23 protein-coding genes are annotated in these 25,484 nt (G+C 52.4%); 9 read left to right on the top strand and 14 right to left on the bottom strand.

Translation table 11 applies throughout. From position 1 onward, the window contains the following. Positions 1-18 precede the first annotated feature (18 nt). A complete protein-coding gene (locus tag ACO0LI_RS16515) occupies positions 19-804 on the top strand; it encodes a LytR/AlgR family response regulator transcription factor (RefSeq protein WP_423033808.1) in 786 nt (261 codons plus the stop codon). Between the two features lie 14 nt (positions 805-818). Here ACO0LI_RS16515 and ACO0LI_RS16510 read toward each other — a convergent pair whose 3' ends face one another. Continuing rightward, entirely contained in the window at positions 819-1,814 is a 996-nt protein-coding gene (locus ACO0LI_RS16510; protein WP_423033806.1) for a GlxA family transcriptional regulator, read from the bottom strand. Between the two features lie 82 nt (positions 1,815-1,896). On the opposite strand from ACO0LI_RS16510, the gene ACO0LI_RS16505 reads away from it, so the two are divergent. The 5 genes from ACO0LI_RS16505 to ACO0LI_RS16485 all read left to right on the top strand — a co-directional run bounded on the left by ACO0LI_RS16505 (position 1,897) and on the right by ACO0LI_RS16485 (position 5,257). Beyond that, positions 1,897-2,979 carry a DJ-1/PfpI family protein gene (locus tag ACO0LI_RS16505; protein WP_423033804.1) on the top strand — a complete coding sequence of 361 codons (1,083 nt, stop codon included), beginning with the start codon at positions 1,897-1,899 and terminating at the stop codon, positions 2,977-2,979. 75 nt (positions 2,980-3,054) lie between these two features. Then, positions 3,055-4,116 (top strand): serine hydrolase domain-containing protein, encoded by a 1,062-nt coding sequence (locus ACO0LI_RS16500; protein WP_423033802.1) that lies wholly within the window; start codon positions 3,055-3,057, stop codon positions 4,114-4,116. Between the two features lies 1 nt (position 4,117). Then, positions 4,118-4,576 (top strand): GNAT family N-acetyltransferase, encoded by a 459-nt coding sequence (locus tag ACO0LI_RS16495; protein ID WP_423033800.1) that lies wholly within the window; start codon positions 4,118-4,120, stop codon positions 4,574-4,576. Positions 4,577-4,659: 83 nt separating this feature from the next. Beyond that, on the top strand, positions 4,660-4,935 hold the full coding sequence (locus ACO0LI_RS16490) for a type II toxin-antitoxin system Phd/YefM family antitoxin (protein ID WP_423033798.1): 276 nt from the start codon (positions 4,660-4,662) through the stop codon (positions 4,933-4,935). Positions 4,936-5,023: 88 nt separating this feature from the next. After that, on the top strand, positions 5,024-5,257 hold the full coding sequence (locus ACO0LI_RS16485) for a hypothetical protein (protein WP_423033796.1): 234 nt from the start codon (positions 5,024-5,026) through the stop codon (positions 5,255-5,257). Between the two features lie 82 nt (positions 5,258-5,339). Here ACO0LI_RS16485 and ACO0LI_RS16480 read toward each other — a convergent pair whose 3' ends face one another. The 4 genes from ACO0LI_RS16480 to pbpC all read right to left on the bottom strand — a co-directional run bounded on the left by ACO0LI_RS16480 (position 5,340) and on the right by pbpC (position 9,975). Next, positions 5,340-6,278 carry a hypothetical protein gene (locus ACO0LI_RS16480; protein ID WP_423033794.1) on the bottom strand — a complete coding sequence of 313 codons (939 nt, stop codon included), beginning with the start codon at positions 6,276-6,278 and terminating at the stop codon, positions 5,340-5,342. Between the two features lie 129 nt (positions 6,279-6,407). Next, positions 6,408-7,085, bottom strand: a complete 678-nt coding sequence (locus ACO0LI_RS16475) for a DUF2314 domain-containing protein (protein WP_423033792.1) — start codon at positions 7,083-7,085, stop codon at positions 6,408-6,410. Between the two features lie 103 nt (positions 7,086-7,188). After that, positions 7,189-7,515: a hypothetical protein gene (locus tag ACO0LI_RS16470; RefSeq protein WP_423033791.1), complete on the bottom strand. Its 327-nt coding sequence runs from the start codon at positions 7,513-7,515 to the stop codon at positions 7,189-7,191. Positions 7,516-7,605: 90 nt separating this feature from the next. Then, on the bottom strand, positions 7,606-9,975 hold the full coding sequence (gene pbpC, locus ACO0LI_RS16465; protein ID WP_423033789.1) for a penicillin-binding protein 1C: 2,370 nt from the start codon (positions 9,973-9,975) through the stop codon (positions 7,606-7,608). A gap of 45 nt (positions 9,976-10,020) precedes the next feature. Between pbpC and ACO0LI_RS16460 the strand changes: the two genes are divergently transcribed. After that, positions 10,021-10,143: a hypothetical protein gene (locus ACO0LI_RS16460; RefSeq protein WP_422951740.1), complete on the top strand. Its 123-nt coding sequence runs from the start codon at positions 10,021-10,023 to the stop codon at positions 10,141-10,143. 455 nt (positions 10,144-10,598) lie between these two features. On the opposite strand, the gene ACO0LI_RS16455 is transcribed toward ACO0LI_RS16460, so the two are convergent. From ACO0LI_RS16455 to ACO0LI_RS16425, 7 genes are all read right to left on the bottom strand, one after another. After that, entirely contained in the window at positions 10,599-15,740 is a 5,142-nt protein-coding gene (locus tag ACO0LI_RS16455; protein ID WP_423033787.1) for an MG2 domain-containing protein, read from the bottom strand. 156 nt (positions 15,741-15,896) lie between these two features. Further along, positions 15,897-16,307 carry a hypothetical protein gene (locus ACO0LI_RS16450; RefSeq protein ID WP_423033785.1) on the bottom strand — a complete coding sequence of 137 codons (411 nt, stop codon included), beginning with the start codon at positions 16,305-16,307 and terminating at the stop codon, positions 15,897-15,899. 115 nt (positions 16,308-16,422) lie between these two features. Next, positions 16,423-16,995 carry a protein tyrosine phosphatase family protein gene (locus ACO0LI_RS16445; protein WP_423033783.1) on the bottom strand — a complete coding sequence of 191 codons (573 nt, stop codon included), beginning with the start codon at positions 16,993-16,995 and terminating at the stop codon, positions 16,423-16,425. A 47-nt stretch (positions 16,996-17,042) separates the two neighbouring features. Then, positions 17,043-17,477 carry a YybH family protein gene (locus ACO0LI_RS16440; protein ID WP_423033781.1) on the bottom strand — a complete coding sequence of 145 codons (435 nt, stop codon included), beginning with the start codon at positions 17,475-17,477 and terminating at the stop codon, positions 17,043-17,045. 46 nt (positions 17,478-17,523) lie between these two features. Beyond that, a complete protein-coding gene (locus ACO0LI_RS16435) occupies positions 17,524-18,231 on the bottom strand; it encodes a riboflavin synthase subunit alpha (protein ID WP_423033779.1) in 708 nt (235 codons plus the stop codon). Between the two features lie 65 nt (positions 18,232-18,296). After that, positions 18,297-20,306 carry a sensor histidine kinase gene (locus ACO0LI_RS16430; protein WP_423033777.1) on the bottom strand — a complete coding sequence of 670 codons (2,010 nt, stop codon included), beginning with the start codon at positions 20,304-20,306 and terminating at the stop codon, positions 18,297-18,299. A 199-nt stretch (positions 20,307-20,505) separates the two neighbouring features. Further along, positions 20,506-21,480, bottom strand: coding sequence for a LysR family transcriptional regulator (locus ACO0LI_RS16425; protein WP_422951747.1), 975 nt, complete (start codon positions 21,478-21,480; stop codon positions 20,506-20,508). A gap of 159 nt (positions 21,481-21,639) precedes the next feature. On the opposite strand from ACO0LI_RS16425, the gene ACO0LI_RS16420 reads away from it, so the two are divergent. Both ACO0LI_RS16420 and ACO0LI_RS16415 read left to right on the top strand, forming a co-directional pair. Then, entirely contained in the window at positions 21,640-21,957 is a 318-nt protein-coding gene (locus tag ACO0LI_RS16420) for a hypothetical protein (protein ID WP_422951748.1), read from the top strand. 59 nt (positions 21,958-22,016) lie between these two features. Next, entirely contained in the window at positions 22,017-22,439 is a 423-nt protein-coding gene (locus tag ACO0LI_RS16415) for a DUF2798 domain-containing protein (RefSeq protein ID WP_422951749.1), read from the top strand. A 52-nt stretch (positions 22,440-22,491) separates the two neighbouring features. Here ACO0LI_RS16415 and ACO0LI_RS16410 read toward each other — a convergent pair whose 3' ends face one another. Both ACO0LI_RS16410 and ACO0LI_RS16405 read right to left on the bottom strand, forming a co-directional pair. Next, positions 22,492-23,271, bottom strand: a complete 780-nt coding sequence (locus tag ACO0LI_RS16410; protein ID WP_423033775.1) for a substrate-binding periplasmic protein — start codon at positions 23,269-23,271, stop codon at positions 22,492-22,494. 139 nt (positions 23,272-23,410) lie between these two features. Further along, entirely contained in the window at positions 23,411-25,261 is a 1,851-nt protein-coding gene (locus ACO0LI_RS16405; RefSeq protein ID WP_423033773.1) for a phosphoenolpyruvate carboxykinase (GTP), read from the bottom strand. Positions 25,262-25,484 lie beyond the last annotated feature (223 nt).

The following is a 25,484-nucleotide window of genomic DNA, read 5'->3' as shown; positions in this document are numbered from 1 at the left end:
TTACGTCACGATAAAAACATGCCTACCGCACTCATAGCAGACGACGAAATCACCCTCGTCAATTTTTTGAAAGCCGAGCTGGCAGTGCTCTGGCCTGAGCTGAAGATTATCGCCGAGGCCTACAACGGTGCAGATGCCTTGCGCCTGATCAACGAACTCTCACCTTCTATCGCCTTTCTGGATATCCGCATGCCGGGCATGAGCGGGCTGGAACTGGCCAGCCAGTTGCAAGCTGCAAAGGCTGCACCGCTGATGGTTTTTGTGACTGCTTACCACCAGTATGCAGTCGACGCCTTCGAGCGCGAGGCTGTCGATTATCTGCTCAAGCCACCGACCAGAGAGAGGCTGGGCCGTTGTGTAGAAAAACTCAAGCGTCAGCTTGCTACGGAACATGCAGCCGCACCTGCCGCAGATGTACTTACCAGGTTGATGTCCGCCATGACATCCATGGCTGCAGGCAATCAGGCAAGCACACCGGGACGCCTGGACTGGATACGCGCCGCACATGGCAATGACATCCGGTTGATTTCTATCGATGAAGTGATTTATTTCGAGGCGAATGACAAATACGTATCTGTCTTCACAGCCTCGCATGAGTCACTGATACGCATGCCGCTCAGAGAATTGCTGGATGGCCTTGATGCCAGCCGCTTTTGGCAAATACATCGCGGCACGATAGTCGCCGTCAAACACATAGCAGGCACCACGCGTGACTTTCGTGGCCGCACCCTGCTCAAGCTCAAAGAGCGGCCCGAAGAATTACTGGTCAGCCGTGCTTATCTGCACTTGTTCAAGCAAATGTAGGCAGTTGCCTGATCTCAAACAGCGCTCCCGAACCTGTCCCTGAAAAACCCCGGTGTTGTACCCAGATGCTTCATGAAACTGCGGTGCAGGGTGTCCAGGCTGCTATAGCCTGAATGGTCGGCTATCCTGGCCAGTGGCCAACTGGTCGTGATCAGCAAGTTCTTGGCAAACTCCAGCCGGGCTGCATCCACAAAACGCGCCGGTGTGCTACCAGTTTCCTGCTGGAAGATGCGCGAAAATGTGCGCTCGCTCATGTGCACCCGCGCCGCCAATGCTGGTGTGCGCAAATCACCAGCAGGCTGGGCCATGATCTCATTGAGTAATTGCTGCAGGCGCGGGTTGCTCTGGCTTTGTGATGAGACCTGGCTTTGCAGGGTATGGCTGTATTGCGATTGTCCACCGGCGCGGCGCATGTACAGCACCAGCTCACGCGCAACCGCCAGACTCAGTGCCGGGCCACCATCAGCTTCCAGCAGCGACAGGCACAGGTCTATGCCAGCGGTGACACCTGCCGAGGTATAGATAGGACCATCGGCAGTGAAGATCGCATCAGCATCAAGCTTGACCTCTGGGAAGAGCTTTTGCAGCAGTGCGCAGCTATTCCAGTGGGTAGTAGCGCGGCGACCATTCAGCAGACCGGTAGCAGCCAGTACCAGTGCACCTATGCAGACACTGGCAATGCGGCGTGTATTTTTACTGCGCCCTTGCAGCCAGGGCAGCAGGATATTCTCCGCCGCAGCTTCGCGCATGGCGGCCTCACTGCCACCGGTGGTGATGATGGTATCAATCTCTGCTGGCAAATCCCTGAGTGCGCATACCCCATGTATTTCCAACCCGGCGTGGGTGGTAATGACACCACCATGCGGGCTGGCGACTATCAGGCGATAGTCGGGCAAGACTGATGGTTTTTGCTGGTTGGCCACTGCAAACACTTCCATGGGGCCGGAGAGGTCCAGGCTTTGTACGCCATCCAGGGTAATGAAGACGATAGTGCGGGTATTGTGATCCATGGCAGAATTTGCGACAAGATTGGCACTGCGGCCAAGATGTTGATGATTATAGTGTGCCTGTGGATAAATCCCCGGTGTACTGATGAAAACAAAAATCCTGCTCTTCCTGTTCCTGACCTTGACCCTTTCCCTGGCCAGCGCTGACACCTTGCCTACGCCTTTACCTGACTACCAGCCACGTTTTGGCCGCACACAGCCTGTCGTCGCCGTGGTCGCCGACAATGAAATGACCGAGCTCACCGATTTTGTCGTGCCCTATGCCGTGCTCAAGGCCTCAGGTGCGGCGCAAGTCTTGTCCGTGGCAACCGGCAGCGGCGTGGTCAATCTCTACCCTGCACTCAAGATGCAGGCAGAAACGACGATGGCAGAATTTGACCAGACTTATCCACAAGGCGCGGACTATGTCATCGTCCCGGCTCTGCACAATGTGCAGGCCGCAGTGTTGCAAAACTGGGTCAGGGCGCAGACCGCCAAAGGTGCCATCATCGTTGGTATCTGTGACGGCGTCTGGGTTTTGGCGCATGCGGGTTTGCTGGAACAACGCCGCGCTGTGGGTTTCTGGTATTCCATGGGTAGCCTGCAAAAACAATTTCCAAATACGACCTGGGTGCGCAACCAGCGTTACCTCGCCGATGGCAAGATCATCACCACAACAGGCGTAACTGCATCCCTGCCTGCATCGCTGGCCCTGGTCGCTTCCATTGCGGGTCACGAGCGCGCTACAGCGTTGGCCAATGAGCTGGGGATAAAAAATTACTTATCCACACATGACAGCCAGCAATTCAAAATGAGTGTTGCCCATGCGACGACCATTGCAGGCAACTGGCTGCGTTTCTGGTCACATGAAGAAATCGCGCTGCCGCTGAGCGCTGGTGTCAACGATATCGCCCTGGCCCTGTATGCCGATGCCTGGTCGCGCACCTACCGTTCGCAAGTCAAAACCTATGCCAGCAGCATGCAGGCAGTGAAGTCGCGTTATGGTCTGCAACTGCTGCCGGATGCCGTGGCCGATGCAGCTGGCATGGACAGGATCAAAAAAGAACACAACTGGCTGACAGAGATAGCTCCGGCAAGAGCCATGGACCAGGCTCTGCAAGAAATAGGCAAGGCCTATGGGCTGGCGACCAGGGCCATGGTCAGTGCCTTTATGGAATATCCGCAATAGTAAGATACATCATGAAGCTGAACCAACTCATTGTAAACTGGTCAAGTATTGCTGTGTTAACGCAAAGGGACGACCATGTTTGCTTACAGATTCAAATTGCTGGCAATACTCTTGATGGGTCTTGCAATGGCGGCCAATGCCGCCAGTGTCTTCCCGGGCAAAGAATGGGAGGTGACTGCCAGCACCACGGCGCAATGCAAACAGGGCCAGGCCGAGCTTGATGGCTATGTACAAAAGCAGGCCACCACGGCCCTGCTCGCCATCAAGGATGGCCGCATCCTGTACAACCATGGTCCTGTGGAAGTACCGGGCATCATAGAGTCACAACGCAAAAGCATCCTGTCCATGCTGTATGGCAAATACGTCACCAACGGAGCTATGAATCTCGACCAGACTCTGGAGGCCGCAAATATCGATGATGTCGGCGGCCTCTTGCCCTCAGAAAAACAGGCCAGACTGCGCGACCTGCTGACCGCACGCTCGGGCGTTTTCCATGTCGCAGCCAATAGCGGCGATGATCTCGCCAATGCACCCGCGCGTGGCACGCAAACACCCGGTAGCTATTTTCTGTACAACAACTGGGACTTCAATGCAGCCGGCACTGCACTGGAAAACGCCACGCACAAAAGTGTTTATCAACTGTTTGACGAAGACATCGCACAAAGCCTGCAACTGCAAGATTACAAACTCAGCGCCCAAAAGAAATTTGGTGACAGCAGCAAATCCATGCACCTGCCCTACCATTTTCTCCTATCGACCAGGGACATGGCACGCATAGGCCTGCTCGCCCTGCATGAAGGCAACTGGAATGGCCGGCAATTGATACCAGCAGACTGGATACGCCTGACCACCAGTGTTTATACACCTTCATCCGACATGCATCCGATCAGCACAGCTGCCCGCCATGTCGCGTATGGCTATATGTGGTGGGTACTCGAAGAACCCGCTGGTTCACCACTGCAGGGCGCCTACATGGCCTGGGGTTTGCATGGGCAATACTTGCTGGTTATCCCCAAGCTGGACATGGTCATCGCCCACCAACGCCGCGTACCTGTCGATGGCAAGTGGGATGTGCCTAAAGTGGGTAAAAATGCGTTTATCCACATGGCGAAATTGCTGACACAAAATTGTTCGTGATATGAATTTAAAACTTGAAGCTTGCACGCTCGATGATGCCGCGCAGTTGGCTGAACTGCGCGGCATCGCCATGCGCCCCAGTCTTGAACGCATAGGCCGCTTTGATGCAGAAAGAGCACGGCAGCGTTTGTTGCAAAATTTTGCAGCCGAATATACCAGGCTCATCAAATTGGATGGATTGCTGGCAGGCTTTTTAGTACTGCGTCCACAGGACAATGATCTCTTGCTTGACCACTTTTACCTGCATCCGGATTTTCAGCAACGCGGTCTCGGCAGTGCGGTCATTAAGCTAGTACTGGCAGAAGCCGATGAACTCGGAAAGATCATCCATGTTGGTGCCTTGCGTGACAGTGACGCCAACCGTTTTTATCTCAGGCATGGCTTTGTTTTACGCGAAGTGGGTGAGTTTGATAATTACTATCTGCGTTATCCACAGGCTGATTCACGTAGGTGCGAATAGCGTGGCGTATTCGCACGTATGATTCTTAAAGAAGAACTTGGGCTATATTTGGACTTCTAGTCCATTATTCATCTGGAGTGATCATGAAGTTTTCCGAACAAATCAAACCCATTTCCTACTTGAAAGAAAACGCCGCTGAGATCGCCAGGAATTTCAGTGAGAACCATGGGGATCCTCTGATCATCACCCAGAACGGGGAAGCAAAAATGGTTGTCATGGACATCGACAGCTATCAGAAACAGCAGGAAACCATGGCTTTGCTCAAAATCCTCTCACTTGGCAATAAACAAATTGAAGAAGGTAAGTTTCAAGACGCTGAAGATTTTTTTGCAGAGATGGAGAAGGAAGATCAGCAATGAGTCACGAAGTCAAAGTCCTTGCTTATGCCAAGGATGATTATCGTAAAATGCGAGGCATGTGAAGAGAAAATTTGGCGATTAAATATGAATGACTGTTGAAGCAGATTTCAAAAAATTGCTACAGCAAATCGCCGATATGCTGCGTGCTGGTTCTGTTCCTGAAGAAATTGAAGCGTTCGGTCTTGTTCATTATCGCCAGCGCCTGGTAGGACAAACAAGAGTCATTTACCAGATCAAGGAAGAGGAAATTTTCGTTCATATGTTTGTGGATACGAACAGGGATTTTGCTACCGTTCTGCACGACAGATTGATGAGCAAATAAATGACAAGCGGTATTTCCAGGCTAGACATGCGTGCGATTACGTTACACTAATCGCACCTACGCGAGCTTGACCTCCTTCATTTCATTTCTCAAACGTTACATGAGCAACTTTACTTTTTCCTGTTCCCATAGTTCCTATATATTTAATTGTACGTTGGTGTCTCTGGGCACTTATATGTAGTTTTTCCACATTAAATTCTCCGTTAATTGGAAGACAAATAAATTCTAATTTTTTCATAGAAATCAAAATATCCAAATCTAGTCCTATATACGATACTTTTTTTAATATGAGCTTCGTTAACTTGACCATACTTTGAATATGAGAAAAATCTACTGAAACTTGTAGACCGGACACATCTAAAGTTTGTATATTCTTGACATACCTTAGGTCGATGAATTCCTTGAGCTTTGGTAATTCACTTAAATGCAGGTTTGAAAGGTGTTTAATATTTTTCAGATCATCTAAATTTTCTAAGGTTTTTATTGCGCCAAGTGATATGTCCGTCAAATGTTCGCACTTTTCTAGACCCCGTAAATTTTCGAGCTTACCACCGCCGAAGCTAATTTTTTTGAGGTTAATGAGTGAACCGAACGATTGACAATTTTTCATAGTGAAATTTTCAATACTGAGTTCACAGAGAGATTGAAAAGAAAATATCCACTCCATTCCCTTTTCGTAATTGCAAAGAAAATTCCTTAAATGTGGGAAGAAATGAAGGTTTAATCCATTCTTTGGAATGAAGTCTTCATGAATAACTTCAACGTTTATAAATTGTTCTAATCCACTAATTTGTCCCGACGCTTGGAGTTCCAGTCTTCGTACCTTTAGCGCAGCCAATCCAAGATGTGGAATATTCACGCCTTTTTCATCGAAATCCTGAATAGTTAAAGTTTCAAAACTTCCTTTTTCAAATACCTCGGCAGCGTCATCAGGCCATCCGTCCTTGACACAGAAACAATCAGGATTTGATCCACTTACTCCAGGTGGAAAGCGAAACCAATACTTAGCATTATTCGTCATCACCAACATATCCTGTTTTTTTTATCAAAGTATTTCATCTATAAAAAAGCTGGAGTTAAGTCTCATAATCATATATTTCCAAACTCTCCGGCGATTACGAGTGTTTAATTCGCTAGATAGATTTTCCAGTCACAAATAATGACTGACACCCAAATACCTGTCCAGCTTCGCTTGCTCTTCAACATCCAGCGTTTCCCTGTGCGCCCTGATGGTATAGCCACCATGCATGGCACCATCGTGATTGATCATCCAGTCTATGATCACTGCATCTTCAAGATTGAAAGTGTCGCCAATTTCATGATCACGCAGCTCTGCGGGTACTTCAAATAACTCGCCTGTGAAGCCAGTATCGCTGGTTTCAATCACTCTCAACCACATAAACATATTGCCAGTGGCAAGTACAAATTTGATTTTGATCAGAGGGAAAAATTCTTCCTCAGTATTGCTGTGGATAAGCTTTCTGAAGTGTGATAATGATTGCTGGGCATCTGCAAAAGCTTGCTGCATGCTTGCATCGTTTGAATTGCTCATGGTGATTTTTATACCGGGGTCGAGATCAGGCTTGCGGCCCATATCTCTCCTGTACATTTGCCAGTCATACCAGCAATTTTCTGGATCGATATCGTCATAGCCGCGTGACCCGGCAAGTTCGCCAGCATCGGGTTTTTCCATCATGATGACACTGGCATTGTCACGGATTTCTATCACTTCGTCATAGCTTAAGGGGCTGCCTTTCTTGTCTTCTACATTGACAAGAATAGCGACCAGCGCCGGGATAAAAACGGGGACTAATTTTTCTTCACTCATGTAGATTCCATCGCACGCAGGATTGTCAGAATAGGAAATTCTACTCTGGCAATCCGCTGTGTATGGAAATTATCGACACAAAGAAAAATTTTATTGTGACAATTTATTTCTTGGGTGGCGGATTATTGTCCTTGCCTTCTGGCGGATGTGGCGGCCTTTCAGGGCGGGCAAACAAGCCCTTGGGTGAATTGGTGCAAGTGGCAGAAATCTTGCCTTCGCGCGGTGTGGTGATTTGCACTGCGGCACCTTCTTTCTTGCCTTTGCAATCTTCATAGGCCTGTGGTGGTGGTTCACGCGGTGGCCTGTCGTCTTTGCCTGCTTCTGGCGGTTTCTTTTGGTCACCGCCGGGTGGCTGGGCATGTGCAAACAGACTGGCAGCCAATGCCGCCATGAAGATACTGGCACGTGCCAGGTTGAGTAAATTTTTCATCCTGTTTCCTTTCAAGGGTGTTGATGACAGGATAGATCTTAAGCAAAAACTATGGAGGAAAAGTGAAGATAGCCGCTTCTTTACATAGCTTTACTTTGTTACGCTCACGCTTATTCTGTCATAGCGCCCATATGCATCAAAGGCAGTAATATCGTAGCGCCCGGCCTCAGGAAATTCTATGATCTGCGACTGGTTCGCCAGCTTGCTCGATACAAGATGGCCATTCACCATCCAGCTGACTTCTGCCTGAGATCCACGGATTTCCAGCCTGGCTTTGGGTACTTCCTTGCCGCTGGCCCTGTGCAGGATTTCGCCATCGCTGAGGCCGACTATCTTGATGCTTTCATCGGCATTGTAGATGGCTGCGCATTCTGTTGCCCAGGCGGGTGGCAGGGCGACCTTGCGCAGGCCTGCGTCCAGCCAGGGTTCGAGGGCGGATGGCCAGCGGGCGGCCTGTAATTTATCCATAGGGCGTTTGCTGCATTCGGGGGCGACTCGCAAGCCAGTTTGGCTATCGACAAAGTAAGTGAATATCGGCGAGGCGGTTTTCAGACGGTCGGCAAAGCTTGGTGGCGCTGCGCCGTTCAAGACCCAGGCCGTGCGTTGCAAAGGACACAGTTTTTCTGGCTGTTCGCTGGCGCGTGTACCCAGCGGCCAGCAGATTTTTTCCTGACTTACCGTGGCTGGCGGTACATCCGGGCTGGTGTTGCGGCCATCGGGTATGGCGGTGAAGATATCCACCAGCAAGGGGGCGGCGACATTCGCGCCAAAGAAACCGGGATTGGGTGTGCCATCTGGCCGCCCTACCCAGACACCTATGGTATAACGCTTGCTGACACCGACTGCCCAGGCATCGCGGAAGCCAAAGCTGGTGCCCGTCTTCCAGGCGATGCCACGGTAGCTGCCATTGCCTTCTACCGCGCGCGCCACTGGCCCGCCAGTTTCCAGTATGTCGCGCACGATGAAGGCGGCACCTTCGCTCATCATCCTTTGTTCCTTGCGCGGTGCTGTTGGCGTCATACGCGGTACGGCGGCCATGCCTTTACGTGCGAAGGAAGAATAGGCACCGACCATGTCTTCGAGCTTGGCGCCTGCGCCACCGAGTATCACGCTGAGGTTGGGCGTTGCACCACGCGGGAATTCCAGTTTCAAACCACCGCGTCTGAGCATGGAAACAAAGTTCGATGAGCCCAGTTGTTCCAGTACTTCAACCGCCGGTACATTCAGAGACTTCACCAGAGCTTCAGACACACTGACCGGGCCACTGAAATTTTGCTGGAAATTGCCAGGCTGGTAGCCAGAAAAAGATTGCGGTGTGTCTGATAATAAAGATTCTGAATGGATCAGACCTTCATCGAGTGCAAATGCATACAGGAAGGGTTTTAGGGCAGAACCTGGTGAGCGCGCAGCCCGCACCATATCAACATCGCTGAAACGCTCACGGTCACTGAAGTCTGCCGAACCGGCATAACCGAGCACTTCAAACGTGGCATTGTCCATCACCATCGCAGCCATCGACACATGTGGTGGCAGTTGCCGTATGCGGTCGGCCAGCAGGGTTTCTACTGTTTGCTGGATTGCCGTATCAACCGTGGTCTGGATGACGGTTTGCTGGCTCTTGGTGCGCTTTGCTTGCTGCTTCATGCGCAGTGCGAGTAAGGGCGCGAGTAGAGGTTCACGCACCACCTGCGCTGTCACAGGCTCGGTCAGCGCATCGGCAATGATGTCCTTGCTCCAGTTGCCGTCCATGCGCCGTATCACCTTGTCACGCGCTACTTGCGCACGTTGTGGATAACGGTCTGGCCGCAAGACGGACGGTAATTGCGGCAATACCGTCAGCAGCGCCGCTTCCGCATGCGTGAGGTGACTGGCAGGTTTGCCGAGGTAGGCGCGGCTGGCTGCTTCCACCCCTTCGAGCACCCCACCCATGGGTGCATAGTTGAGGTAGAGGGTCAGGATTTCTTTTTTCGAATAATGCGCTTCCAGCTGCAGGGCGCGGGCAATCTGCTTGAGCTTGCCACGCACGGTATGTGGAGTGGGGTCTATGATGCGCGCCACCTGCATGGTGATGGTGGAACCACCGGACACGATCTTGCCATTGTGCAGCCACTGCCACGCTGCCCGCGTCAATGCCAGCGGGTTGACACCGGGGTGCCACCAGTATGCCCGGTCTTCATACTGCGTCAGTGCATCGACATAGTAGGGCGAGACTTCCTGCAGGCTGATGGCGTGACGCCAGATGTGGTCTTTGTCAGGGAAGGCGCGTAAAGGTGTGCCGTCACGGGCCAGGACTACCATCGCGTAGGGGGAATCGCGACCGGGTTTGGGCAGGGGGAAACAGAGGTCGGCGACGATGAAGGTCAGGGCGACGATGATGATTGCTGCCCAGGTTTTTTTGTGGGTGAGCAAGGCTTTGCGCAGATAGGTGAAGTTGGCATACTTCTTGAGATTGAGCGTCATTCGATGGAAATTTTTTATTAATCTCGGATATGAAAAAATCAAAATATGAAAAAATCAAATAGACGGCAAACGAGCAATGTGGATGGTGGTCGAATTGATCTTGTTTTTGGTGTTGCTGTTGTTTTTGACTTTGATTTTTCTCTTGATCTTCAACCGCTTGGGACGTAGCAATTTGTGCTTCACAGAAAATGGATCAGAAAGCTTCGTTGTTTGAGCGTAGCGAGTTTCGAAGCTTTCCCATTTTTTGTGATGCGCAAATTGTGCTGGAGCGCAGCGCAAGCACCCGAAGGGCAAGTCTGCGGTCGCCTTTCTTTGATTCCTTTCTTTGGCGAAGCAAAGAAAGGAATTCGGCCGCCGGGCCGAGACCCGGCTGGTATCTGCGAAGGGCAATCGTTTCAGTCGAAGTACGGTAATGCAACGAACGCCGCTGGGCTCCAGCCTTCGCTGGAGCGACGTCTTTATAATTGCCGTTCATTCGACTTGCACTTCTCCGCTTTTCCTCTGTGGTGAGTGGTCGTAGGGCAGGTTTTGATAAACGAATACCTTATTCAGAGGCCCAGTGTTGGGCTGGTGAAGCGTAGCCCAACCTACAGATCAACCTCAACCTACGGCTCTCATCACACCTACTTCCCACTCTCCACCACAGTCAACACATCCGTCCCACCGGTTTGCCCATACAAATCCGGCCTGTACATATCTTCTGCATACAGCGGCGGTATCACGAATTTACCTGGTGTCACTACCCGCACGCGGTAGAACAGGTTCAATACATTCCAGTCCATGCGTACTGCTGCCACAAACCTGTCATCACGGAACTCTACATGCTTGATATGCGGGTCTTGCATGGCTTCTGCGGGGTTCAGTTTGTCTATCGTAACCACACCCATCTGTTCACCCTGGACGATGTTGGTGTTTTCGATTTCCAGGCCAGCCGGGATGCGATCGACGATCATGCCCGTGCCCATGGCGTTACGGCTGCGGGCAGTGATGCGCATGATGATGGTTTCGCCTACTTTCAAAGGACGGTTCCCGATTTCTGTGCCATCCGGTGCATACATCTTGCGGCTCAGTTCTATGACATCAGTCTTCGCAGGTGGCAGCTTGACCAGGTTGCCAGTCATGGACAATTCCACATACAAATTGTCTTTGCTATTGTTGCTGAGCTTGATACCGGATGACAATTCACTGGCCTGCAATTCACGGAACAGCGTGGCCTTGGCTGACAATTCATCCGTCTTGCCTGCAACGGCCAGGGTACCTGTCCATGGTGCGGTTTCACCTGTGCTGTAAGTACGGCCTACCAGGAACAGGGCGAGTTTTTCCTGGGTGCTGTAGTAGCGGTGTTTTTCCATCTCATTGGCGATGACACCGATCAGGTTATCGCGGCCATCAAGCTTGATCTGGTGCCTGTCCAGCAAGGCATAGGACAGGGCAGCGTCACGCAGGTTGCTGCCGTAGTCATACCACCAGTAACCATTGTCGCGGCCTTTTTTGACACCTTCGGCCAGAGCGACATCGCTGCGTGCCTTGTCACCCATTTGCTTCAAGGCGATGCCCAGTTGTATCAGCGCCAGGCCAGATTGTGCATTGCCACGCGCATCATGCATCTGGCGCAAGGTGGCCAATGGTGCCTTGTTCTGGCGTGACAGTACATAGGCACCTGCTGCCAGCACACCGAAGTGGCTATTGTCACGCACACGGTTTTCTTCCCACAGGTTACTGGTGCCAGTCGTGGTGGCCGCTACCGGTTTGGGACTCGCAGGCATACGTGCTACCCCGTCCTGCAAACCGCGCAGGAGGAAGTCCAATGCCTTGTTATACATCGCATCCGGCACACCAAAGCCCTGCTCACGTGCATCCACCAAAAAGCCGGTGACGTAGGCTGACAACCAGTATTCATACTCCGACACATTACCCCACAGGCTGAAGCCGCCGTTCGGTGCTTGCATGGTTGCCAGGCGGGCGATGGCCTTGTCTAGCATCTCTACCCTTTGTTCGCGTGTATAAGGTTTGAGTCCAAAGCGTTTGGCGGCTTCTTCATCAATGAATACATGCGGGTAAGCGGTACTGGTGGTTTGCTCGGCACAGCCGTAGGGATAAGTCAGCAAACCCTGGATGGCGGCGCGGATATCGATCGGTGCCTTGTTCGAAACCACCATGTGCGCCAGCAGCGATGCCTTGTGCAAGCCTGCCAGGTCAGCCTCTTTGATATCCAGTGATTCACCGGCTTTTACCGTAAAGCGTTTGGTGATCTGGGTTTGTGGCGTTGGCGCCTGCACGGTCAGTGCAAAACTGCGCTCCATTTTGATACCAGAGCCGCTGATGTTGACGGTGATGGTATGCAAACCCGGCACTGGCTTGGCTTCAATAGGGAAGCGCAGGGTTTGTTTTTGCTGATCTTTGAGGCTCAGGCTGCGTTCAGCTTCTGTCAGTTTCAGGGCTTCTCCGCCATTGATGCTGACTTTCAGGTTTTGCCCTGCACCTGAGAGATTATGCAAATCCAGCGCGACGATGGCAGTGTCACCAAAAGACAGGAAGCGTGGTGTCGCCAGTTCGGCAATCAGCGGCGCTGCAACGGTCATCTCGGCGTCTTTGGCACCAAAACGCTCGCCACCAGCTACCACGGCCATCAGACGCAAAGTGCCGTTAAAGTCGGGAATGGCCAATGGTATCTCGGCCTCACCTTGTTCATTCAGTTGCACAGGGCCACTGAAGATATCGATGAGTTTGACCTTTTTCGGCAAGCTCTTGGTGGCTTTGGGCGTGTTGTCACCACCAAATTTCAGCTTGCCTTTCTGGCCCTGCATTTTTTCTATGAGACGGCCATAGATATCATGCTGGTCCGGGCCATAACGCAATTTGGCAAAGAAGAAGGCGTGCGGATCAGGCGAGACAAATTTGGTGATATTCAAAATACCTACATCCACTGCGGACAGGGTCACCATGGCTTTTTGGCCCTTGGCTTCTGGCACCTTGATTTTTACCTTGACGGTGCTGTCAGGCAGCACTTTGACAGGTGCTTCCATGGTCACAGCAAATTTGCGGTCTGCCCTGTCCAGCGGGATATGTGCGACACCCAGTGCACGCGCCGGTGTCACCTTGTCGCCTTCATTGCCAGGGCGCAGAACCACGGCAGAGACATACAGATCGTGACGTTTCCAGTCCTTGTTGAGCGGGATATCGATCGTCGTTGCATCTGCACCTACAGCCATGCGTTTTATCCACAGGGTCTTGTCACCTTCTACCGTGATCAGGGCTTCTCCCTTGTGTGGCGGGGTGAACGTCAGGCGTGCAGTGTCCCCATCTTTATAAACGGGTTTATCGAGCTTCATGGCGACCTTGTCGGGACGCACACCCTGGCTTTCATCACTGCGGGCGCTCCAGCCTACATAGAAGCGATACACAGCCTGCATCTTGGTGTCAGGGTCCAGTACTTCCAGCCTGTAGCGGCCATAACGCACCGGCAGGCGCAATTTACCACGGCCATTGGCGGGCACGGCAACAGCACTGGTTTCTACCAGTTCATCCGTCTCCGTAAAGCCAGATTGCCAGCCGCGCTGGTCTTCAAAGCGCCAGTAGTAATTGCGGTCTTCACGGAACAGGCGTACCGGCAAAGTCGGTGATGCCTGCAATTTGCCATCCCTGTCTGAACGTATGACTTCAAATTCTACCGGGCTGCCTTCAGGTGCATATTCACCGGTGAACATGGGGCGCAGGCCGACCAGTACGGGAGCTGGCCAGACTACGCGTTCCATGCTGCGCACGACTGGGCGGCCACCACTTTCCAGCAGGCTCAGGGTAGTGCGTACTGTGAAGGGTGAGCGGCGTTTTTCGATAGGTGAGAGATCAACATCAACAGATGCCTTGCCTTCATCATCGAGCTTGCTTTCTTCTAGCTCAGTGCGGGTCTTGGCTTCGTTTTCAGTAACGTCGCCAAATTCAAAACCGGGGTATTGCTTTGCCAGCGGATTCTTATTGCGTTCAAACTGGGCCACACCCAACAGGCGGTTACCTGCTGCCGGTGCGCCATACAGATAATTACCAACGACATCAACACTATAGTCACTGTCAGCCGCCAGCGTTGCCAGTTTGCTGGACAGATCGAGCTTCATGCGTTCTGGCAGGAATTCTTCAACGCCAAAACGGAATACTGTGCCCGGCACCTTGTCAGCAGGGTCGGCACGCAATTCCAGGGTCCAGAAACCGGTAGGAGCATCAGCGGGTAATTCCAGGCGCTTGACGAGGTAACCACCAAAGCGCTGGTCTGGCCGCCAGGTAGCGGTGAACTGGTCCTTGCCATCCGGGCGTTTCAGTCTGGCCTGTATGGCCTTGGCAGGCACGGCGCGGCCATCGGCATCACGTGCCAGCACAGACACATCGAATTGCTCGCCGGGGCGATACAAATTACGACCGGAATAAGCAAACAGGCGCGTTGCCTTGTAAGGCGAGCCAGTGATATCGTACTCTGACAAATCGAGCGCAGGTTCCTTCAGCGCCAGTACCGAAATCTGCTCCCCCTTGCGTGCCATCAAGACCTTGGCAGCTTTTGGCTGTTCGGCAAAAACCACATGGCCATCACCATCGGTATCGGCCTTGGCCAGTACCTTGCCCGCTTCATCCATCCAGGATACTTCGACACCGGCAACGGCTTTGCCATCAGTCAGAGAACTGACAAAGGCATCGGCTGATTTGTCATACAAACGCGTATGCAGGCCCAGGTCGGACACATAGAAATACGTGGTTTGGTATTCATAGCGGAAGCGGCCAGGCTGGCTCATGACAGCGACATACACGCCGGGGTCCTTGAGCTCCTTGATGTCTTCTACCGAGATATAGGTGACGCTCCGTTTATTGGCTTTTTGCTCGGTCATGAAGCGGCCCAGATACACGCTCTCTGACATCTTGCGCAATTCATCAAGCTGGTAAACCTGGACAGCGCCTTTCAGGCTGCTGCGCCTGTAGTCGTAGTTGTAGTCCTCGCCAGCTTCGCCTTCTTCATTATCGGTTTTTGCGGCATCGGCTTTTTTCGGTTTGCCATTAATGACGCTGTCGAGGAAGCGTGGCAGCTGGTCATTTTTGACACGCAGGAATTGCACATCGACTTCCGGTACATTCACTGTGACGACCGGCAAACCGCCATTTTGTTTGGCAGGCAAGACCATGCCATTACTGGCGAAATAATACGAAGGAGACACAGGGGCCGAGACGATCGAATAACGTGCCTCACTACCCAGGGTCTTGCCATTGCGCGCAGGCAGGCCGGTCTGCACCTGGACTACATAGCGGGTCTGTGGCTTGATATGCGGGAAGTACAAAAGGCGCGGGTTTTCACCAACTACCCAGGCACCGGCTACTGGCTTGCCACTCTTGTTATCGGTGTCTTCAGCGGTGGTACTGACGGTGCTGACTTTGCCTTTTTTGGGTTGGCCATCATCGTCATAGCCGTTTTCGTCATCGCTGTTATTGGTCTCGGCTTTTTTCAGATCAGCTGCCGAGGGCGGCATCTCGAATACCTGCAAATACTTTTCATAGGTCTTGCTGCTGTCGAGAGGAATGCTGAAGGTCAGCGCCAGTGCTGGCGCACCATCAAGGCCACGGTCTGCCGCATCGACTAGGGTCAGCGGGGCATTCGGATCATCATTGATCACCAGGCCGCTCACAGCATCAGGTGCGCCGGGGCTCTTGTTCTTGTACCAGTATGCGCCGCCTATGATGGCAATGAATAAGGCGAACAACATCGCCATTTTGAACGATTTGCTTTGCATGGTGCTTCCCTGATTATCTGGATGGATTGCTTAAATTTTGCACAATGATTATGACATGCACATTGTCAATAATTTCACTTGTTACGATATCTTCCGGTGTTACGATTTCTTCCGTGGCGGTAAATGCAACAGACGTTCGTCAAAGAATGCCATCACTCAGGGAGTGGGACGCAGATAAGTGAAATAGATCACCATCAACAACAAGGCTGCGGCAAGTAAGCCAGTGACGATGAAGAAAGCGATATTGGTCTTGCCGTAAGTTGCCTGGCACGCGGCACCTATGCACAGGCAGATAGCACGTATGACGGCAAGCGAACTCAGGAACGTGATGAGCCCAAATACTTTGGCAAAGCCAAATGCAGAATGAAAGAATTCTGTATTGCCGGGATTGCTGCCATGTCCACCCTGCCCGGCAAAACCGGCAAGGACGACGATGCCGACCACGATGACGGTCGAGATGATCAGGAGGAGCACGAAAACGGGTATTGAGATAAGCAGGGCACGTACAGCCTGCGCCCAGGTAACGATGTGCTCGTTCTTGATGGCATTGCTGAAGTATTCAATCACAATATTTCACCCTGGTTCTTCAGCTGATTCATCAAAGATGCTATCTGATCATGATACAGGGGTGGAATACAAAACACAGCCTACCAAAGTAGGTAGTCAAGGCAACGATTAAAAATCAATACGGTTCAAAATTGATCTTGTGCTTTTGCAAGACATCCAGCATCAGTTGCTTCCATGGCCCACTGGGTGTCCAGACCTTGCTGACTGATTCATAGGCTATGGACGGGTCTTCCTTGCCAACCACCACGCGGTAAAGAAAGACCATGGTCGATGCACGCATATTCACCTGGCAGTGCACCAGCACCTTTTTATTTCCCAGTCCTTGCAGGATGGCGGCAAAGGTTTCGTAGTCGCTGACGGCGGGCTTGTTGAAAACGATCGGGATATTCACAAACAACATGTTCTGGCGGCCGACGATGATGTTCTCTTCGCGCACAGCATCAGAGACATGCGGCGGGGCCAGGTAAATGACTGCTTCATAGCCCTGCGCAGACAAGTTTTCCAGCGCTTTGGCAGTGGGCTGGCCTGAGCTGGTCAGTTGTGCGGTGATGGGGACAACATTCGGTGCATCGATGTTTTGAGCGTTTTGTGCATTTTGTGCACAGGCATCTGTGGATAAGCTTGTACATAAGGCTGTGGACAAGCCTAGAAAAGCGGTGCATAAGTATGTAGATAAGCTTGTGGACATGCCTATGAATATCCTGTGGAGCAATGTGTCAACAGGCTTGCCCATGCTCACGCTTCAGGCTCATTCTGGGTTTCCAGCGTCAGCAAATTCGCGTCACGACTGATACGCCATTTGCCATCTGCCTGCAAGCGCCAGATACTCAGCACATTCCCGGCACGCTTCATGTACTGGCCTGCCTGCTTGGGGATGATCTCGACTTGCAGATAAGACCAGGTATAGGCAAGATCCGTCTGCACGACAATTTCCTGTATCTGGGAGCTGGAAGCGATGTGATGTGTCTGCAAGATATTGCGCAGGTTCTGGGCAAATAGTTCGCGGCCCTTCATCGGTGGATGGCCTGCCACCAGAAACACCACTTCTTCATCCATCAAATCGAGCAACTTATCCACATCCCCGGCAGCGGTGGCATCCTGCCATAGCCGGATATTGTTCAGTATGCTCGTGGCTGCTGCGCTGGCTTGCTCGGTTCCTTCATTGTGCATGGCTGTCCTTTATTGTGTTGATGGCTGAAGCAAGCGCAGATCAGGCTTATTTGGGCGGTGGCACCTGGGCTTGCAGGATTTGCCCGAGGTCCTTGCCTTGCTGTGCCAGCAGGCTTTCCAGTGCTGGCATCAGCGGCCCCAGGGTTTCTGCCAGCATGCTGCGTACTGTATCGACCACGACTTGCGTGGTTCGTTCAATTTCTATGTTCAGGCTGGCACCGGTTTTTTTCTCGGCAAAGACGGTCATGCGCAAGGTCTCGGGGATCAGCCAGACTTCAAACCAGCCTTCCTGGCGGTTGACTTCGGCTATCGTCAGGCTGGCACCATTGATGGCGATATAGCCCTTGGCAAAGATATAGCGCAGCCATTCTGGCGGCACGGCGATGCGTATCACGTAATTGTTTTCCAGCTCGCGTATCTGGGCGATATCGGCCTTGAAGTCGATGTGGCCAGACAAGGGGTGGCCACCGATCTCGGCGCCATCCTTGGCGGCACGCTCTACATTGACGCGGCCATCCTGAGCATATTCACCGAGAGTGGTAATCGCCAGGCTTTGCTGCATGACATCAAATTCTGCGGCATTGTCACCATGCAGGGCGGTCACGGTCAGGCAAACGCCATCAACGGCGACGCTGGCACCGATTTCCAGGTCTTTGCAAAAACCATCGGGGAATTCCAGCTGATAAGTGCGCAAGCCGGTCTTGTCATTCAGTGTTGCGATGCGGGCTATGCCCTGTACTATGCCTGTAAACATGTTTTATCTTGTTGGGGTACTTGGAATGTCTGTGATTGTAAGCCATTCATGCATTGGCGATATGTTTATGCCGCCAGCGGTAATTCCACCATGAAGTTGCAACCCTGCCCGGCCACGCTTTCGCAATCGACCTTGCCGCCGCAGGCTTCACTGAGTTTCTTGACGATGGACAGGCCCAGGCCGCTGGAATGTTCACCGGCCGTTGGCAGACTCGACAATTTGGTGAATTTTTCAAACAGGTGTTGCTGGTCTGCCGCAGACAGGCCCGGCCCTTCATCCCTGACCTGGAACATGCCAACCCCGCCGGTATTGCTGACGCTGAGCCAGATACGCTTGCCCAGCGGTGAATATTTGACGGCATTTGACAACAGGTTATCAATGATTTGTACACAGGCATCAAAGTCTGCCCTGACCATGACGCCTTCTTGTATATCCAGTATGACCTGCAAGTCCTTGGCCTTGAGCATCTCGGTATATTGCTGGGCCACGTCCTGCAATATCCTCGACAAGTCCAGGCTTTGCAATTTCAGGTGCAGGTGGCCAGAATCGAGGGCATTCACATCCAGCAAATTGCTGATGATGCGCATCATGCGCTGGCCGCTGTTGCTGATGCGCTCCAGATAATGTTGGCGCTGGTCTTCCGGCATGTTTTGCTGCAGTTTGCGCAGCAAGTCGCTCATACCTATGATGCTGGTCAGCGGATTTTTCAAATCATGAGCGGCAATGCCGAGGAAATCATTCTTGTCCTTGTCGAGTTTTTGCAGGCTGGCAACCGCCTCGTCGAGCTCGGCAGTGCGCTGCCTGACCTTGGCATCAAGTTCCTGCTCGGTACGCTGTGATATCTCCAGCAGCTTTGCCTGGGTCTGGGCGTGTTCTTTCTTCATCAGGCTGATGTGATAAGCCTGAGCCAGGGCCAGCAAAATGGCTTCTATGGCTGAGCCTAGCTGGAAACCATATTCAGTCGCCCAGTTAGGTCCCAGCAAACCCATATTGCGTATTGCCACCAGCGACAGGCCAGTGATCCAGGTCGCAGATGCCAGCAAGACGATGTAACCAGGGCGATAACCGCGCAAACCCACCAGCAGGCACACTGGCAAGATCACCATCATCAGGGCAAAGCCGGTTATTTGCATCAAGGGGGCAACCAGCTGGTAATAACCTGCCAGCACCGCCAGTGAGACAAATATGCAGACAACCTGGGCAAAGACGAACAGGCTATTAATGCGCGGCATTTTTTCATGCAGGCGCAAAAAGCTGGCGATGAACATGGTGGAACTCATGACCACCAGCGGCGACAGAAAGCTCGGCAATATATCCGCCAGCTCTGGCCAGTCAGGCAGGATATACATCGCAACATGGCCGTTCAGGCTCATGCCCGCCAGCAAGGACACGCAAGATAAAAACAGGTAGTAGCGCAGCGCTACATCACGGTAAGAAATAGCCAGCAGCAGGTTATATACGATCATGGCCAGCAAAACGCCATAGTAAATGCCCATGAACATAGCAACCTGGCTGGAGTGTTCGACAAAGGCATGTGATTCCCACAGGCTGGCGCGCAAGAACACCGCACTGCTGCTTTGCAGGCGCAGATACAGATGCTGTACTTGGGTATCCGGCAATTGCAACTGGAACAGCGGGTAATGGTGTTTGAGTTCCAGGCTGGAAAAAGGCAGGCGGTCACCGGCGCGGTGCACCGTCGTGCTGCCATCCGGGTGGACCTGGTAGAGACGGATATCATCAATGATGACTGGTGACAATTCCATCAGCCATTGCTGCGCCAAAGCGGCCTGGCTGCCTTGCACATCCAGCTTCAGCCAGAATGCGGATTTGGAAAACGATACATTCAGATTGCCGCGCAGTGGCCTGAACTCTGCATTACTGGATGGTTTAAGCAGGTCAGCGATTTCCATCCTGGCGCTTTTATCTTCAAATATCTGGAAGGCAGAGTCCAAGGGAATTTCATTTTTACCATCATCAAGCCTGAGGACTGCGGCATGCGCAGCCGTCGCACAACAGCCCAGGCAAACTGCGAGCAGTAACAGGAAGCGTAAGCAAGTGTTGCGGACGGTGCTCATATCGATAGCTTAAATCTCATGCATGTCATGTTGCACTGTACCGTAACAGCCGGTTTCAGGCATAGAATTGGTCGCCGGCTAAGCTCGCTGCCACGCTGGCTGCCACAATAGTAAGCAAATTCCCGCTGTTCTTCCATCTTTGCTTGTGGATAATATTGTTTTGCCTGAATTTATCTTGATCTGATTTTGTTCTCAGCTTTCAGGTATCGAGTGTTATTTCATGTTCGAGTTCGGTAATCAGGTTCGAGTGCGTCATATCAACCAGATTGCCACGTATCCACTGGTGGGCCGGGTTACGGCTGTCACGTTCATGCCACAGCATATCGACGTGTACGTCCGGCATGGCGAAAGGTAGTTCTTTCCAGACCAGGCCGCCTGTCATGCCGGTTGCGGCAACCAGATGGCGTGGCAATACCGTCAGCAAATCCGAATTGGATACGACACGGCCACTGGTAAAAAATTGATTGACTGTTAATACTATGCGTCTTTCGCGCCCCATCTGGGCCAGGGCTTCATCGACCAGACCATGGGCACGGCCAGAAAAACTCACCAGCAAATGCCTGGCATTGCAATAATCATCGAGCGTCAGTTTTTTATTCGCCAGTGGATGGCCACGCCGCATGACCACCACATAATGGCCGGAATATAACCTCTCATGCCGGATCGCGCTATTCGCCGCCCCCTGCCCGCCTGTGAGCTGGGCCACCACGCCGGGGAAGAAGCCGATAGCAATATCAATATCACCACGCATGAGCATGGGGCGCGGCTCCCGCGTGGTCAGCGGCACCATGCGCACATTGACGCGTGGCGCTTCTTTTTCCAGCACATTGACAAGGGTAGGCATCCACAGCGCAGCAGTTGCATCTGACATCGCCATCCTGAAGGTGGTTTGTGCTTGTGATACATCAAAGCTGGTCGGGGCAATCGCACTTTCGAGGGCGGACAGGGCCTGGCGTATCGCTGGCCACAATATCTCTGCACGCGGCGTAGGCTTGACGCCATAGGCGGTACGTATCAATAACTCATCACCGAGCGAATGACGCAGGCGTTTCAGGGCATTGGAGACGGCGGGCTGGGTCATGGCCAGCTTGTCTGCTGCCCGTGTCAGGTTCTGCTCGATCATGACTGCATCAAACACACGCAGGAGATTCAAATCCAATGTCAGAAAATTCACGTTATTTGCTCCGGTTAATAAATGACCAATACTTACTGACAATTATTCATGAACAGCATAATTGATATGGTAAATCAAAATTAGAATTATATGATGCACTGCAATATTATGACGTCATTACAAAGTGTTTAAGTGTTTAAAAAAAGAGTGGAGTAAATCATGACTTTCCTGAATATCGCCTTCCCTGCAGCCAGTGCACTGCCAGTTTCCCAAATCGCTATCAGCGCCGTTGTTGCTTCCGCCCGTCCATTGCTGGGACTGGGCATTCTGGCCACCATGCTGATCGTGTTCAAACCTATGCTGATGGGCATGTTGCGCGCAGCCTTGCTGGTGATCAGCCCAAAACAATCCCGTGAAGAAAAAACAGCTTCACGTAACTTGCGCAATATGCTGACTATCCGCCGTATCGCCAATGACCTGGACCGCAGCTCGCCTAACATGGCTGCTGAATTGCGTGCCCTGGCTGCACGTGGCTGAGCGCCCCTGACTAAGCGCCCCTGACTAAACATAGCACGATTAAATAAGTAATTGGTATTATGCAACATTCATCTGCTTATTCCATGGCTGGTGCTGCTGTACAGAGCACGGTAGTAGCGCAACAACAGGTACGCCAGCCACGCGCGGTGGCTGGTTCCCGTAGTCTGGCATCAATGTTGCCGACCATACTGACAACAGGTCTGGTGAGTCTGGTGGCAACTGCAGTCCTGCGCCTGATGTGGATGGGCTATGGACATGATTTCATGGCTGCCTGGATGGAAGCCTGGCTGACAGTATGGCCTATCGCTTTTCCGGCTGCCTATATCAGCAAGCCCCTGGTCAACAAGCTGGCGCGCATGCTCAGCAAGCCAGTCGGTAGCGAAGCCGCACTGAGTGCCAGAGGCATCATGCAGGCTTCTGAAGAAGCCACGGCAAAAAGTGGCTTGAAACGCAAGCCTGCATTATTGCCAGTGCATCGTTGATCAGTGTTGATGGATGTAGTCAGTTAGTTTTATTGAAGAGCCGCAGATTAATTTAACCTGCGGCTTTTTTGTTTTTGGCATCCGTCAGGCCTGTGCATTGTTCCATAAACTCCTGCATGACTTCTTCCTGTATCTTTTTAATGCTGCCATCTTTTTCCATATTGCGTAGTACCGGTTCCAGGGCGGACGCGATTTGCTGGTGTCTGGCATGCAGGAAATGATAGCCCAGCCTTTTTTCCAGTGATGGCTCCAGTATATGTATCCGGTTCAGGCCCAGTTTGCGCACCAGGCAAAAGCTGAAGCGTGAGTCGATGGCAACATCGGTGCGCCCGGCATCGAGTTTTCTGAACAGGGATTCCAGGCCGGGTGCGGTTTCTTTTTGTGGCACATTTTTGAGCCTGTCTTCAAGATAAGGGATGCCGTTGACATAACCGACTACATACGGTTTCAGGCTAGCAAAACCATCCACGTTGATATTCTTTTTGGTCGCAAACACAACGGCTTCTTCATAGACAATAGGTATATCGACTTTGATGGAGTCCGACAAACCAGTATCTATGACCTTGGCAGAAATGGCATCCAGCCGGCCTGCATTCCACATGCTGATGGCACGTACTGCTGGCGTGGCAATGAAATTGACCTTGATGCCCAGTTGTTCATAAGCCTTGCTCAACACTCTTTGCGCCATGACAGTGCTCGGGCGGTTGATGTCCGACAGTGATATATCCAGCCTGTGTTCTTCGCGATTTTTTGTCTGCGCCTGTGCCGGGACTGATGACAGCAGCTTGCTGCCTGTGAGCATTAGCAACAGCCAGATGGTGGACAGGCGCATGCGGTTTCCGGGAGAATAAGCATCGTGGAGTAATAGCGGCTGACCTTATTTATACACCCCTTGCGCCAGTATTTCCAGCTTGTGCAAAAAACAAAACGCGGCCGTAGCCGCGTTTTTGTCATTGCCAGAAAACGATGGCTTATGCCGCCAGGCGTTTTTCCAGGGCGACGCGGGTCGCTTCCAGATCGGCTGGCAAATGGTAAGCCAGTTTTTCAAACAGCTCGGCATGCAGTTTCAGCTCTGCATCCCAGGCGGCCTTGTCAATGGATGTGATGGTATCGAACTGCGCTTGCGTGAAGTTCAAACCTTCCCAGTTCAAATCAGCAAAAGTAGGGGTGACACCAAAGATGTTTTCCACACCATTGGCCTGGCCTTCTATGCGTTCCAGCATCCATTTCAACACGCGCATATTGTCGCCAAAACCTGGCCAGACAAATTTGCCGTTGTCATCTGTACGGAACCAGTTGACGCAGAAAATCGCTGGTTGTGTCGCGCCAGCGGCTTCTATCTTCTTGCCCATGTCCAGCCAGTGCTGGAAATAGTCGCTCATGTTGTAGCCCATGAACGGCAACATGGCGAATGGATCACGACGCACCACGCCTTGCTGGCCAACGGCAGCAGCCGTGGTTTCAGAACCCATGGTCGCTGCCATATAGACGCCTTCTACCCAGTTGCGGGCTTCAGTCACCAGAGGCACTGTCGTTGAGCGACGGCCACCGAAGATAAAGGCCGAGATAGGCACGCCAGCCGGGTCATCCCAGGCTGCATCGATGACCGGGTTTTGTGTTGCGGCCACCGTGAAACGTGCATTTGGATGTGCTGCTTTACGGCCAGTCTCCTTGGCGATTTCTGGTGTCCAGTCCTTGCCTTGCCAGTCTATCAGATGGGCTGGCGCTTCCTTGCTCATGCCTTCCCACCAGACATCGCCATCATCGGTCAGGCCGACATTAGTGAAGATGGTGTTGGCGGTCAAAGACGCCATGCAGTTGGAATTGGTGGCGGTATTGGTACCAGGTGCCACGCCAAAATAACCGGCTTCAGGGTTGATCGCATACAAACGGCCATCCGCACCAGGTTTGATCCAGGCAATGTCATCACCAATGGTGGTGACTTTCCAGCCCTTGATGGCGGGGATCAGCATGGCGAAATTGGTTTTGCCGCAGGCAGACGGGAAGGCTGCTGCCACATAATGCTTTTTACCTTCTGGCGATTCCACGCCCAGGATCAGCATGTGCTCTGCCAGCCAGCCCTGGTCACGGCCCATGGTGGACGCGATACGCAAGGCAAAGCATTTCTTGCCCAGCAGTGCATTGCCACCGTAACCGGAGCCAAAAGACCAGATTTCGCGCGTTTCTGGATAATGCACGATGTATTTGGTGTTATTGCAAGGCCATGCAACGTCAGCTTGGCCTTCTGCCAAAGGCGCGCCTACGGTATGTACGCAAGGGACAAAATCGCCGTCCGTACCCAGTACCTCATACACAGCCTGGCCCATGCGCGTCATGATGCGCATGTTGACAGCAACGTAAGGCGAGTCAGACAATTCCACGCCGATATGGGCGATAGGTGAACCCAGTGGGCCCATGGAGAAAGGGACGACATACATGGTGCGGCCACGCATGCAGCCATCAAACATGGGGTTCAGGGTGGCACGCATTTCTGCCGGGGCCATCCAGTTATTGGTCGGGCCTGCGTCTTCCTTGTTGGTCGAGCATATATAGGTGCGGTCTTCTACACGGGCGACGTCCGACGGGTCGGAACAGGCCAGGTAACTATTCGGGCGCTTGGCTTCATTGAGCTTTTTCATGGTGCCAGCGGCAACCATTTGTGCGCACAGACGGTCATACTCTTCTTGCGAGCCGTCACACCAATAGATATTGTCAGGTTTGGTCAAAGCCGCCATTTCGGCGATCCAGTTGATCAATTTCTGATGTTTCACGTAAGCGGGTGCGTTTAATGCAGCCACACCTTTCATGATGGGTTGATTCACGATACTACCTCCAATGCCATTTCAATAAAAAAACCGGTGTAGCGGCACGGCAGGATCGTCGTTAGATTGTGGCGATGCGATCGCAGGAGCGCTCAAGCAAGGCGAACACCATAGCGGCGGTTCTGTCGGATAATACGAAGACAAGAGGGTGTCTTGGCTCCTGGCTTGCGCCCGGCAGGATGGCGCGGGGCGGAAGAATCTAAAAGCTACGTAGGCGAACATT

The sequence above is a fragment of the Undibacterium sp. Tian12W genome, assembly GCF_049339405.1.
GTDB lineage: Bacteria > Pseudomonadota > Gammaproteobacteria > Burkholderiales > Burkholderiaceae_D > Undibacterium.
This window is presented reverse-complemented; position numbering and strand designations above follow the sequence as displayed.

Excerpts from the sequence above, each read along its gene's own strand:
- ACO0LI_RS16505 (WP_423033804.1), top strand. The coding sequence starts at position 1,897 with ATGAAAACAAAAATCCTGCTCTTCCTGTTCCTGACCTTGACCCTTTCC.
- ACO0LI_RS16410 (WP_423033775.1), bottom strand. The coding sequence starts at position 23,271 with ATGCGCCTGTCCACCATCTGGCTGTTGCTAATGCTCACAGGCAGCAAG.
- ACO0LI_RS16490 (WP_423033798.1), top strand. The coding sequence starts at position 4,660 with ATGAAGTTTTCCGAACAAATCAAACCCATTTCCTACTTGAAAGAAAAC.
- ACO0LI_RS16500 (WP_423033802.1), top strand. The coding sequence starts at position 3,055 with ATGTTTGCTTACAGATTCAAATTGCTGGCAATACTCTTGATGGGTCTT.
- ACO0LI_RS16415 (WP_422951749.1), top strand. The coding sequence starts at position 22,017 with ATGCAACATTCATCTGCTTATTCCATGGCTGGTGCTGCTGTACAGAGC.
- ACO0LI_RS16455 (WP_423033787.1), bottom strand. The coding sequence starts at position 15,740 with ATGCAAAGCAAATCGTTCAAAATGGCGATGTTGTTCGCCTTATTCATT.
- ACO0LI_RS16430 (WP_423033777.1), bottom strand. The coding sequence starts at position 20,306 with ATGAGCACCGTCCGCAACACTTGCTTACGCTTCCTGTTACTGCTCGCA.
- pbpC (WP_423033789.1), bottom strand. The coding sequence starts at position 9,975 with ATGACGCTCAATCTCAAGAAGTATGCCAACTTCACCTATCTGCGCAAA.
- ACO0LI_RS16475 (WP_423033792.1), bottom strand. The coding sequence starts at position 7,085 with ATGAGTGAAGAAAAATTAGTCCCCGTTTTTATCCCGGCGCTGGTCGCT.
- ACO0LI_RS16510 (WP_423033806.1), bottom strand. The coding sequence starts at position 1,814 with ATGGATCACAATACCCGCACTATCGTCTTCATTACCCTGGATGGCGTA.
- ACO0LI_RS16460 (WP_422951740.1), top strand. The coding sequence starts at position 10,021 with ATGAAAAAATCAAATAGACGGCAAACGAGCAATGTGGATGGTGGTCGA.
- ACO0LI_RS16440 (WP_423033781.1), bottom strand. The coding sequence starts at position 17,477 with ATGCACAATGAAGGAACCGAGCAAGCCAGCGCAGCAGCCACGAGCATA.
- ACO0LI_RS16495 (WP_423033800.1), top strand. The coding sequence starts at position 4,118 with ATGAATTTAAAACTTGAAGCTTGCACGCTCGATGATGCCGCGCAGTTG.
- ACO0LI_RS16445 (WP_423033783.1), bottom strand. The coding sequence starts at position 16,995 with ATGTCCACAAGCTTATCTACATACTTATGCACCGCTTTTCTAGGCTTG.
- ACO0LI_RS16435 (WP_423033779.1), bottom strand. The coding sequence starts at position 18,231 with ATGTTTACAGGCATAGTACAGGGCATAGCCCGCATCGCAACACTGAAT.
- ACO0LI_RS16470 (WP_423033791.1), bottom strand. The coding sequence starts at position 7,515 with ATGAAAAATTTACTCAACCTGGCACGTGCCAGTATCTTCATGGCGGCA.
- ACO0LI_RS16420 (WP_422951748.1), top strand. The coding sequence starts at position 21,640 with ATGACTTTCCTGAATATCGCCTTCCCTGCAGCCAGTGCACTGCCAGTT.
- ACO0LI_RS16515 (WP_423033808.1), top strand. The coding sequence starts at position 19 with ATGCCTACCGCACTCATAGCAGACGACGAAATCACCCTCGTCAATTTT.
- ACO0LI_RS16480 (WP_423033794.1), bottom strand. The coding sequence starts at position 6,278 with ATGACGAATAATGCTAAGTATTGGTTTCGCTTTCCACCTGGAGTAAGT.
- ACO0LI_RS16485 (WP_423033796.1), top strand. The coding sequence starts at position 5,024 with ATGACTGTTGAAGCAGATTTCAAAAAATTGCTACAGCAAATCGCCGAT.